Origin of the sequence: Stenotrophomonas maltophilia R551-3 (assembly GCF_000020665.1) — a bacterium.
In the GTDB taxonomy this organism is placed as follows: domain Bacteria; phylum Pseudomonadota; class Gammaproteobacteria; order Xanthomonadales; family Xanthomonadaceae; genus Stenotrophomonas; species Stenotrophomonas maltophilia_L.
Window position 1 is genome coordinate 1,576,541 of sequence record NC_011071.1, and the last position, 10,891, is coordinate 1,587,431.

Genomic DNA, 10,891 nt, shown 5'->3' on the forward strand with positions numbered 1-10,891 from the left:
TTACCTTTCCCGTGAACTGGCCCCCCCATGAGCGACCGTTTTGAACTCGTCTCGCCGTACTCGCCGGCGGGCGACCAGCCTGATGCCATCGCGAAGCTGACCAGCAACTTCGAAGCGGGCATCGCCAAGCAGACCCTGCTTGGCGTGACCGGCTCGGGCAAGACCTACACCATCGCCAACGTCATCCAGAACGTGCAGAAGCCGACGCTGATCATGGCGCCGAACAAGACGCTGGCGGCGCAGTTGTATGGCGAGTTCAAGGCGTTCTTCCCGCACAACGCGGTGGAGTATTTCGTCAGCTATTACGATTACTACCAGCCGGAAGCCTACGTGCCATCGTCGGACACCTTCATCGAGAAGGACAGTTCGATCAATGAGCACATCGAGCAGATGCGACTGGCCGCGACCAAGACCCTGCTGTCGCGCCCGGACGCGATCGTGGTGGCGACGGTGTCGGCGATCTACGGCCTGGGCGCGCCGGAAGATTACCTGTCGCTGCGGCTGATCCTTTCCAAGGGCGAGCGCATCGACCAGCGCGACCTGATCAATCACCTCACCCAGCTGCAGTACACGCGCAACGAATACGAACTGCAGCGCGGTACGTTCCGCGTGCGCGGCGAGGTGATCGACGTGTTCCCGGCCGAGTCGGACAGCGAAGCGCTGCGCATCGAACTGTTCGATGGCGAGGTCGAGAAGATCACCCTGTTCGATCCGCTGACCGGTGAGACGATGCGCAACCTGATGCGCTTCACGGTCTACCCGAAGACCCACTATGCAACCACGCGCGAACGCGTGCTGGCAGCAGTGGAAACCATCAAGGTCGAGCTGAAGGAGCGGCTTGAGCAGCTGTATGCGCAGAACAAGCTGGTCGAAGCGCAGCGCCTGGCCCAGCGCACCCAGTTCGACATCGAGATGATGGCCGAGGTCGGGTTCTGCAACGGCATCGAGAACTACTCCCGCCACCTGACCGGCAAGAACGCCGGTGAACCGCCGCCGACCCTGTTCGATTACCTGCCGCCCGATGCGCTGCTGGTGATCGACGAGTCGCACGTGACCATTCCGCAGATCGGTGCCATGTTCAAGGGCGACCGTTCACGCAAAGAGACGCTGGTGGAGTTCGGATTCCGCCTGCCGTCGGCGCTGGACAACCGTCCGCTGCGCTTCGAGGAATGGGAAGAGCGCTGCCCACGCAGCATCTACGTGTCGGCGACGCCGGGGCCGTACGAGTATCGCGAGGCGGGCGAGGAGATCACCGAACTGGTGGTGCGACCGACCGGCCTGATCGATCCGGTGGTGGAGATCCGGCCGGTCGGTACCCAGGTCGATGACCTGATGAGCGAGGCCAACGAGCGCATCAAGGCGGGTGATCGCGTGCTGGTCACCACCTTGACCAAGCGCATGGCCGAGAACCTCACCGAGTACCTCACCGAGCATGGCATCCGCGTGCGCTACCTGCACTCGGATGTGGATACCGTCGAGCGCGTGGAAATCATCCGCGACCTGCGCCTGGGCAAGTTCGATGTGCTGGTGGGCATCAATCTGCTGCGCGAAGGCCTGGACATGCCCGAGGTGTCACTGGTGGCGATCCTGGACGCGGACAAGGAGGGCTTCCTGCGCTCCACCGGCTCGTTGATCCAGACCATCGGTCGCGCCGCGCGCAATGTGCGTGGCAAGGCGATCCTGTACGCCGACAAGATCACCCGTTCGATGCAGGCGGCGATCGACGAGACCGACCGTCGCCGTGCAAAGCAGGTGGAGTACAACGAGGAGCACGGCATCGTGCCGCGCTCGGTGGCGCGCCCGATCGTCGATGTGCTGGAAGGTGCGAGGTCGGATGCGGCCGAGAAGGAAGCCAAGAAGGGCAAAGGCAAGGGCAGGGCCGGGGTGGCCGAGGAAGCGGCCGACTATCGTTCGCTCAGTCCGGCCCAGTTGGCGGCCCGACTCAAGGCGCTGGAGCAGAAGATGTACCAGCATGCCAAGGACCTGGAATTCGAGGATGCCGCACGTGTCCGCGACCAGATCCGGCAGCTGAAGGAGGCCAGCCTCGGCTGAACGCGGCAGTGCAGCATCATCTTCACAAAAGTGTTGCGCTTCACGGCCGCCATCCGTAATATACGCGGCCTGCACCGACGCATTCGCGGAAATGCAGAAGCAATACGGGCGGTTAGCTCAGCGGTAGAGCACTACCTTGACATGGTAGGGGTCACAGGTTCGAACCCTGTACCGCCCACCACGAAGCCTTCGCAGGAGGGCTGTCGTGAACTGGAAAGCCCGGCCCTGGCGCCGGGTTTTTACGTAGCAGGGCCAGCCTTCGGGCGGCAAGAACAAGATGGGCGGTTAGCTCAGCGGTAGAGCACTACCTTGACATGGTAGGGGTCACAGGTTCGAACCCTGTACCGCCCACCACCTGGCTCCCGGCACTGCCGGTGCAGCGGTGGATCACGATGAAAGCCGGCCCTGTGGTCGGCTTTTTTCGTTCCTGGTGGCTTTCGGTGGATCAGTGCCGTGTGACCAGATCGTCGATGCTGACCATCCGCTGCAGCTTCCAGTGGCCGTCCACCCGTTCCCAGAGCTGTGCAACGTGCGCCGAGCCCGCTTGCGAGTGCGGGCCGCCAGCCGGATCGGGCAGGGGGCGCTGGTTGCCCAGGCGCAGTACGCGATCCTGGCGCAGGTGATACAGCTGCATGGTCGGCGCTTCGGTACCCCGGCGCGGCGCCGATGGCGTTGCCACGCGCTCGGCCTCGGCCTGCAGGATCTGGCCACGCAGGGCGGAATCCCCGGTGTCGGCATCGCTACCGAACAGGCCAGCGCACAACAGCAGCAGGGCAAGCATCGGCATGGCACGGTGCTCCGGAGAAGGGAGTCCAGCGTGTCACTGCCAACTGCCGTGTGAAACCGGTATGCGACGAAAGCCGGTAAAGCGCGTGCCAATGCGGCCCGGAGAGGATGAAACGTGGGGGCAAAAGTGCCGGGCCGCCCTTGAGGCGGCCCGGCGTTGTGGCCAATGCGGGTTGGCCGTCACATCCACGCTCGGTGGACGGGAGTCCGGTCTGTCGACTCTGCCGTTGTCAGGGCACCTGGCAGCAGACGCGACCACCACTCCAGCGGCCGTTGCCGCCGTACTGGCAACCTGGCGTGTACTCGCAGCCGGGAGCGAATCCCGTCTTGGCCGGAGCCGCGAAGGCTTGGGCACCACCGAAGGAGAGCGCGGCCACGATGGCGACGCCACCCATCCATGCATACAGCTTCTTTCCGATCATAGGTATCTCCAGGAGTCGGCGTGGAAGTGGATTACAGCGGATCGCAGCACAGTACCTGGCCATGCTTGCCCGAGCTGCCGAACGGGCACTGCGGATGCGGTTCGCAGCCCGGCGCGAAACCGGTCTTGGCCGGAGTGGCGAAGGCCTGGGCAGCGCCGAATGAGAGCGCGGCGACAACGACGATACCAGCGACGGACGAAAGCACTTTCTTTCCGATCATGTGTATCTCCTTGGGTTGGCAGTGTGGTGTTGCAGTTGCCGAAGGCACCGGGGTGCCGGTTGTGGCGCGAATGCATGGGCCGAGCGCAGCAGCGCGGAAGTGCGCCCTCGCTCAGGGCAGGGTGACGTCAGGTGTCAGCGCCTTGATGGCGGCCTTTACGGTGTTTTCGTCGAGTTGGCCGACATGCTTGTATGCAACGCTGCCGTCTGTAGCGAGCACCATCAGCATGGGCGTAACGGTGATGCCGTAGCGCTTGGCAGCGTCCCCCTCACTGTCGATGGCGATCGGGAAGCGCATCGAATGCTTGCCGGCGTAGTCGGCCAGTGCCTCGTAAGGCGGCAGGCCCACACCAACCAGTTCGCTGGGCCCGCGTGCCGCATCAATTGACTGCAGCTGCGGCATCGAAGCCAGGCAGTAACGGCAGGCGGTGGAAAAGAAGTAGAGGATCTGCGGCAACGCACGCGTGCCGCCGATGTCGACATGGGCACGCTGGGTGGTCTTCAGCGCCAATGGCTCGGGGCGGGCGCCGATCGCTGCGCCGTGTGCTTCAACCCGCATGTTCTGCAACTGCGCCGCCATGTCATCGTTGATCTGGCGCAGCTGGCGGTTCTGCCAGCCCAGCACGAGAATCAGCGCGGACAGCAGCAGGGCAACAACAGGGAACAGGACGCGCTTGAGCATCGATCATCCTTGAACGCAGCGTTGGATCGAACATACCCGATCTGGCGCGCGGATTGTTAAGCAATCGTTCCTTGAATGCCCGGCGATGCCGTGGCTGTACTACAGTGGCGCGTGCGCAGCCATGCGCTGGCACTTTCCATCCAACACCAGGAGCCTTCAGCGATGAGCGAGCACGTCCCGGTTTCCAGACCCAATCCGTTTTTCGAACTGCTGTTCGGCGGCAACATGCTGGAGGGCACCTTCAAGGCGGTGATCTGGGTGGCCCTGCTGGCGGCGGTATTGGCCTGGACCACCTTCCGCTGAGTGGAGCCCGCACGGCGCGGCACGGGTGCACGTACCGGCGTTGAACGCCAACGATCAGGCGCTGAAGGCCTGCCGCAGGCTGCGCAGCGTCGCCTGGCGATGCTCCTTGGCGGTCGCTTCGCCCATTTCCAGTTCCTGCAGGCGCAGCCCGACCAGGGTCATCGACAGCGCGTAGCCGCGTGCCGCGTCGGCCACGCGGGACAGGCCCAGCGCCCGTCGTGCCAGCGCGTTCACGTGCTCAAGGTCGGGCATGAGGACGAGGTAGGCGCGCTCGGCGCTGTCCAGGTCGGGCGCACGCAGGATCGCGTGCGCTTCGGTGGTGGGGGAGACGGAGGCCATGTGGGGTGTCCTTGTCCGTAACGGGCGCTCGATCAGAACGAGCGCATCAGGGAAACGAAGGCCGACGTCTGTGTTCCGCGCCGCGCCATCGGGCTGTCCTTCACTGCATCGCCGAACCATTGGTTGGCGACCACGCCGGTCGCACGCCACTTCGTGCCCAGGGGCGTGCTGACCGCGATCTGCAGACTGGGCGACGTCGCACTACCCGGGTTGTAGGCGGCAAGCCCCGAGCGCACCGCTTCTTCGTCGCTGATGCCGTAGTAGTAATCGAGCAGGCGTGCACTGGAATGCACCACACCCACCCGGGGCACCCAGGTGAAGCGTCCGGCCTGGATCGGGTAGCTGTAATGCAGGCGCGATTCAATGCCGCCGCCATGGCCGGTGACCTCGCGCATCACGCTGGCTTCGACGATGCCCCAGTCCGCGCTGTACTCGCCGTTGAGCCCGGCCATGGCCGACATCTGCCGGCTGTGCAGGCGGCGCAGCTGCGGATCGTTCACGTCGTCGGTCTTGAAGCGCAGCGTGTACGGGGTGACCGCTGCCGACAGGCGCAGGCCCTGGCCCTTGTACAGGTACATGCCCAGCGAGCCGGGGCTGGCGAAGAAGCGCTGGCCCTGCCAGGCAATGGACGGTACGACCAGCGGCTTGACGTCATAGTGGGCGTACGCACCAGAGGTCGCCCCCGCGCTGATACCGGCCTGCACGCCCGGGTTCTGCTCGGCGGCGTACGCTGCCAGCGGCAGGCCGATGGCGGCGGAGAACAGCAACGGGCGCAGCAGGTTCGGGGACAGCGACGGCATCGATCAACCACTTTGCGGGGGATGGCTGCGCATGGTGAGGGCTCAACATTGTCAGAACATTGCGCCTGTGCAATCGGCAGCCCGGAGGGGAAAAAGCCGACGGCAGGCACTATGATCTGCACCGTTTCCGCAACCGAGCCGCTGATGCGCATCCTCCTGGTCGAAGACGATCCCGATCTGTCCCGTGCCCTGCAATCGGGCCTGGAGCGGCAGGGCGTGGTCGCCGACGTGGTCGGCAGCCTGGCCGAGGCGGCGATCGCGTTGCGTGAGCCGGTGCACCAGCTGATGCTGCTCGACCGGCAGCTGCCCGATGGCGATGGCGCAGGTTTCGTCGCCACCGCGCGTTCGCTACGGCCGAATCTGGCGGTGATCATGCTGACCGCCAAGGGCACGTTGTCGGACAAGGTTGAAGGGCTCGATGTCGGCGCCGATGACTACCTGGTCAAGCCGGTGGCAATCGAGGAGCTGATGGCGCGCATCCGCGCGGTGTCGCGGCGGCCGTCGGCGATGGTGACGCCGAGCCTGCGTCTGGGCCGGCTGGAATTCGACTTCGAATCGCTGCAGGCGCAGGTGGAGGGCCAGCCGCTGGCGTTGCCACGGCGCCAGGTGCTGGTGCTGCAGGCATTGGCGATGCGGCAGGGGCGGACCGTCACCCGCAGCGCGCTGGAGGCGGCGGTGTACGGGTTCGATGATGAGATCCAGTCCAATGCGCTCGACGCGCATATCTCCAAGCTGCGCAAGGCACTGCAGCAGGCCGGGGCGGGCGTGGAGATCCATGTGATCCGCGGTGTCGGCTACCTGCTGGCGGAGGGCTGAGATGGCGCGTCCGATCCGTTCCATCACGCTGGGTCTGGCCTGGCGCCTGTTCCTCGCGCAGGCCTTCACCGTGCTGTTCGCGGTGGTCGCGCTGATCCTGACCTGGGGCGACAAGGACACCTGGGGCATGGACATGTTCATGGCCGAGGCGGTTGCCAAGGCGGTGCACAGCGAGGGCAGCCATTTGGTCCTGGACGAAGCACGCTGGCGCAGGCTGGACGCGGAGGCGGGTGGCAACCTGTGGTTCGCGGCCGTCGATGACAAGGGCGTTTGGCTGGAGCGCGGCACCATCCCTGCGATCCACGCACCGCTGCTGGCGCGTCTGCCGACGCTGGGTGCCACCGAACTCGGCTCGCTGGTGCCACCCTACCTGGACGTGGCGCGGGTGATGATCCGCAACGAAGATGGTCGCCGTATCACGGTGATGGTCGGTGGCGCGCCGAAGGGTGGTCTGCTGGACGGCGCACTGATGGTGCTGCGCCTGATCGGCCTGTGGTTCTTCCTGCCGTTGATCGTGGTCACGTTGCTGGTGATGCCGACGGTGATCCATCGCGCGATGCGCGGGGTGCGCCGTTCCGCGCAGCAGGCCAAGGAGCTGGATATCGGCCAGCCGGGTGCACGACTGGATGCACAGCTGGTGTCGACCGAGGTCGCACCGCTGGTGGAAGCTTTCAACGATGCCATCGACAAGGTGCAGCAGGGCTATGCTGCGCGCGACAAGTTCCTCGCCGACGCCGCGCACGAACTGCGCGTGCCGATCGCAGTGGTGCAGGCGCGCTTGTCGCAGCTGCCACAGGGCGAGTTGAAGTCGCAGCTGCTGACCGACGTGGCCCGCCTTGGCAACGTCGCCGAGCATCTGCTCGACCTGCAGCGGCTTGACCGCAATGTCGGCGCACTGCAGCGGCTGGACCTGGCGCTGCTGGTGCGCGAAGCGGCCGCGGATCTTGCGCCGTTGGTCGTCGGCGCTGGATATGGCTTTGAAGTGGATGCACCGGAAGTGCCGGTGTGGATCCACGGCGACAGCCTGGCGCTGGGGCGGGTGATCGCCAACCTGGTGCACAACGCCATCGTCCACGGCGGTGGGCGGGGCACCATCTGCGTACGGCTGGACGCGCGCGGCCTGCTGGAAGTCAGTGACCAGGGTGCAGGCATTCCGGTCGGTGACCGCGAGGCGATCTTCGAGCCGTTCCATCGGCTGCGTGCGGCCGGCAGTGGTAGTGGCCTGGGCCTGCATCTGGCCAAGGAAATCGTGCAGCACCATGGTGGGTCGGTCAGCGTGGGTGAAGCGATCGGCGGCGGCGCCAGTTTCCGGGTCAATTTCCATCGCGGTAGCGTCCGCCGCTGACGCCAATACGGGTTGAAGCCCGATAGGCAACCTGCTGCTCCGGCAGCAGGCTGGGGTGATGGTCGCCGAACGATCCGCTCCGCCGCTGTTTGGCAGTGGTTGCGCCGCCTGTCTGGTGCTGGGCGCGCTGACCTGCGTACAGCTGCCGGTGCTGCCGCCAGTGTGGTTGTGCGTGCCGTTGGCCATCGCCAGCGTCGCAGGCTGGATCGTGCCTTGGCGCGGTCGCGCGTGGGCGGCTGCGCTGTTCGGCCTGTCGTGGGCAGCATTGCACGGGTATTGGGCCTTGCAGGCCCAGCTTCCACCCGGAGGGCCCGCGCAGGACGCGCAGGTTCGTGGCCGAGTGGTTGATCTTCCACACAGTGGCCCCGGCTACACCCGTTTCGTGCTGAAGGTCGACGAGGCCGATGCGCTGCCCTCGTTGCGTGGCAGGCGCCTGCAGATCACCTGGAACGATCCATGGCGTGGACCGCCTATGAGCGGCGCCGAAGGTGGGCGCCATGCGGTTCGAGCTGGCGCGCATTGGGAGCTGTCGCTGCGGGTGCGGGCACCGCGTTCGCGGATCAATCCTGGAGGCTTTGACGGCGAGCGCCATGCATTGCTGAGGGGGATATCCGGCACCGGTACGGTGCGCGATCCGGCGAGTGCGCGTGAGCGGCGAGCCGCGCACGGCCTGCCGGCCTGGCGCGAGCGCAGCAGTGCTGCCATCGCCACCCAGGTGGCCCATCCTGCCGCTCGCTTCGTGCAGGCGCTGGCACTGGGCGATACCCGCGGCTTGTCCGATGCAGACTGGGAACACCTGCGCGCACTGGGCCTGACCCATCTGGTCGCCATCTCCGGATTCCATGTCGGTGTGGTTGCCGGCTTTGGCGTGATGCTGTGCCGGGGGCTGTGGTGGCTGTGCCCAGGGTTGGCCCGCCGCTGGCCACGGCCGCAGGCGGCCGCGTGGGGCGCCGCATTGGCGGCGGTAATCTACGCGGTGGTCGCCGGCGGCGCGCTGCCCACGGTGCGCGCCGCGCTGATGATCGGCGTGGTTGCGTTGGCCCGCGCCGGGCGTCGTCCGGTAGGTGCGGGGCAGGGGTTGGCACGGGCTGCTGTGGTGATGCTGCTGCCGGCGCCGCTGTCGGTGCTGGCCGCCGGCTTCTGGCTCAGCTTCGGAGGCGTGCTGTGGCTGCTGTGGTGCCTGCCGCGGACCGGGCCGGAGGGCGTCGGCGGTGGCCTGCGCGGATTCCTGGCCGCACAGGGGGTGGCCAGCCTCGGCCTGCTGCCCTTGTGCGTGGCGCTGTTCGGTGGCACCGCGCGGTTGGGGCCGCTGGTCAACCTGCCGATCATCCCGTGGTGGACGCTGCTGGTGGTGCCGCTGTCGCTGCTTGGGACCGGGCTGCATGCGCTGCACGACGGGGCGGGGCGCTGGGCATGGCGCGCCGCTGCCGGGCTGTTCGAGTTCAGCTGGCAGGCCCTGCAGCCGCTAGCACAGCATCCGCAGGCGATGTGGTGGCTGGCCGAGGCGCCGCGCTGGGCGGTACCCGCAGCGTTGCTGGGGGTGTTCTGGTGGCTGCTGCCTCGCGGGAACGGCGGCGGCCTGGCCGGCCTGTTGTTGTGCCTGCCGCTGCTGTGGCCGGCACGTGAGGCACCGGCGGAAGGGGAGCTGGAACTGCTGGTGCACGATGTTGGTCAGGGCACGGCGGTGCTGCTGCGCACCGCGCGGCACGCGCTCTGGTACGACGTCGGGCCGCCGACCGGCGGCGATGGCAACGAGCGAATCCTGGTCCCGGCCCTGCGCGCGCTGGGGCAGGCGCCGCCGCAGCAGGTGATGCTCAGCCACGATCACCTCGACCACACCGGCAGCCTGCCCAACCTGCGTCGGCAGTTGCCGGGGCTGCAGCTGCTGGCGCCGCCGGGCAGCGCTATCGCCGGTACCCGGTCGTGCCAGCAGGGGCTGCGCTGGCAGTGGGACGGGGTCGATTTCCAGGTGCTGCATCCGGCGCCAGGCAGCCGCCACGCCGAGAACGAGGACAGCTGCGTGCTGCGTGTCGCCAGCCGCCATGGCGTGGTGCTGCTGGCCGGCGATATCGGACACCCTGCCGAGCAGGCGCTGCTGCAGGCGTCCCCAACGGCATTGAAGGCGGACGTGGTGCTGGTGCCGCACCATGGCAGCGGCGGCAGCTCCAGCGCGCCGTGGGTGGCCGCCGTATCACCACGGCTGGCGCTGGTTTCGGCCGGCCACCAGAACCGCTTCGGCCATCCCCGCCCGGATGTGGTCCGGCGCTGGCAGGCGCAGGGGGCCGAAGTGCTGGCCACGGCCGATTCCGGTGCGATCCGCGTATGGCTTGGCGCACAAGGGATGCAGCTGCGTGAACAGCGTATCCACGCATCCCGCTGGTGGGATGCCGTTGGGCGGGCGCGGTCGGCTGCTATCCTATCGACGATTGAACAAGCGGCCGTTGGGCCGGAGGGTTGAAACGTGTGGGAACTGGTCAAGGCCGGTGGCTGGCCGATGGTGCCGCTGCTGCTGTTGGGCGTACTGGCTTTGGCGATCATCCTGGAGCGTTTCTGGTCCCTGCGGCGCACTGAAGTGCTGCCGCCCGGCCTCGGCCAGGAAGTGCGCAACTGGGCGGCACGCGGCAAGCTCGACCCGGCACACCTGCAGACCCTGCGTGGCAACTCGCCGCTGGGCGCGCTGCTGGCCGCTGCGCTGGAAGCGCGCAACCGGCCACGTGACCAGCTCCGTGAACGCATCGAAGACACCGGCCGCCACCTGGTGCACCGCATGGAGCGCTTCCTCAACGCGCTGGGCACCATCGCGTCGGCCGGCCCTTTGCTGGGCCTGCTGGGCACGGTGATCGGCATGATCCAGATGTTCCTGGGCATCCTCGACCACGGCGTGGGTGATGTGAACCAGCTGGCCGGTGGTATCGGCAAGGCGCTGGTGTGCACCGCCACCGGCATGATCGTGGCCATTCCGGCACTGATGTTCCACCGCTACTTCAAGGGCCGCATCCACGGCTATGTGGTGGAGATGGAGCAGGAAGCCAGCGCGCTGCTGGATACGCTCGACGGCCGCCCCGGGGTATTGAACCCGGCGCCCGCCGCGCGTTCGGCCAATGCTGCCACGGCGAAGGCCTGATCG

12 protein-coding genes and 2 tRNA genes are annotated in these 10,891 nt (G+C 67.0%); 8 read left to right on the top strand and 6 right to left on the bottom strand.

All coding sequences use genetic code 11. From position 1 onward, the window contains the following. The first annotated feature begins 27 nt into the window (after positions 1–27). The 3 genes from uvrB to SMAL_RS07120 all read left to right on the top strand — a co-directional run bounded on the left by uvrB (position 28) and on the right by SMAL_RS07120 (position 2,406). Positions 28–2,052 carry an excinuclease ABC subunit UvrB gene (gene uvrB, locus SMAL_RS07110; RefSeq protein WP_012510603.1) on the top strand — a complete coding sequence of 675 codons (2,025 nt, stop codon included), beginning with the start codon at positions 28–30 and terminating at the stop codon, positions 2,050–2,052. Between the two features lie 106 nt (positions 2,053–2,158). Next, positions 2,159–2,233 (top strand) — tRNA-Val (locus SMAL_RS07115). A gap of 98 nt (positions 2,234–2,331) precedes the next feature. After that, positions 2,332–2,406, top strand: a tRNA-Val gene (locus tag SMAL_RS07120). 91 nt (positions 2,407–2,497) lie between these two features. On the opposite strand, the gene SMAL_RS07125 is transcribed toward SMAL_RS07120, so the two are convergent. The 4 genes from SMAL_RS07125 to SMAL_RS07140 form a co-directional block, all read right to left on the bottom strand. Next, entirely contained in the window at positions 2,498–2,839 is a 342-nt protein-coding gene (locus tag SMAL_RS07125; RefSeq protein WP_012510604.1) for a hypothetical protein, read from the bottom strand. A gap of 229 nt (positions 2,840–3,068) precedes the next feature. Then, entirely contained in the window at positions 3,069–3,260 is a 192-nt protein-coding gene (locus tag SMAL_RS07130) for a hypothetical protein (RefSeq protein ID WP_012510605.1), read from the bottom strand. 31 nt (positions 3,261–3,291) lie between these two features. Then, on the bottom strand, positions 3,292–3,480 hold the full coding sequence (locus tag SMAL_RS07135; RefSeq protein WP_012510606.1) for a hypothetical protein: 189 nt from the start codon (positions 3,478–3,480) through the stop codon (positions 3,292–3,294). Between the two features lie 111 nt (positions 3,481–3,591). Continuing rightward, entirely contained in the window at positions 3,592–4,161 is a 570-nt protein-coding gene (locus SMAL_RS07140; protein ID WP_012510607.1) for a TlpA family protein disulfide reductase, read from the bottom strand. 162 nt (positions 4,162–4,323) lie between these two features. Between SMAL_RS07140 and SMAL_RS21090 the strand changes: the two genes are divergently transcribed. Then, entirely contained in the window at positions 4,324–4,464 is a 141-nt protein-coding gene (locus tag SMAL_RS21090) for a hypothetical protein (RefSeq protein WP_004152240.1), read from the top strand. Positions 4,465–4,518: 54 nt separating this feature from the next. On the opposite strand, the gene SMAL_RS07145 is transcribed toward SMAL_RS21090, so the two are convergent. Both SMAL_RS07145 and SMAL_RS07150 read right to left on the bottom strand, forming a co-directional pair. Continuing rightward, positions 4,519–4,803, bottom strand: coding sequence for a hypothetical protein (locus SMAL_RS07145; protein WP_004152241.1), 285 nt, complete (start codon positions 4,801–4,803; stop codon positions 4,519–4,521). 32 nt (positions 4,804–4,835) lie between these two features. Beyond that, positions 4,836–5,603, bottom strand: a complete 768-nt coding sequence (locus tag SMAL_RS07150; protein WP_012510608.1) for a MipA/OmpV family protein — start codon at positions 5,601–5,603, stop codon at positions 4,836–4,838. Positions 5,604–5,747: 144 nt separating this feature from the next. Here SMAL_RS07150 and SMAL_RS07155 point away from each other — a divergent pair, with 144 nt between their 5' ends. From SMAL_RS07155 to SMAL_RS07170, 4 genes are read left to right on the top strand one after another with little or no spacing between them, the layout of a single operon-like run. Continuing rightward, positions 5,748–6,419 carry a response regulator transcription factor gene (locus SMAL_RS07155; protein ID WP_012510609.1) on the top strand — a complete coding sequence of 224 codons (672 nt, stop codon included), beginning with the start codon at positions 5,748–5,750 and terminating at the stop codon, positions 6,417–6,419. Position 6,420: 1 nt separating this feature from the next. Continuing rightward, complete coding sequence (locus SMAL_RS07160) at positions 6,421–7,764, top strand: sensor histidine kinase (protein ID WP_004152244.1); 1,344 nt, start codon at positions 6,421–6,423, stop codon at positions 7,762–7,764. 58 nt (positions 7,765–7,822) lie between these two features. Further along, entirely contained in the window at positions 7,823–10,222 is a 2,400-nt protein-coding gene (locus SMAL_RS07165; RefSeq protein WP_012510610.1) for a DNA internalization-related competence protein ComEC/Rec2, read from the top strand. A 3-nt stretch (positions 10,223–10,225) separates the two neighbouring features. Then, positions 10,226–10,888, top strand: a complete 663-nt coding sequence (locus SMAL_RS07170) for a MotA/TolQ/ExbB proton channel family protein (RefSeq protein WP_004152322.1) — start codon at positions 10,226–10,228, stop codon at positions 10,886–10,888. The last annotated feature ends 3 nt before the right edge of the window (positions 10,889–10,891 follow it).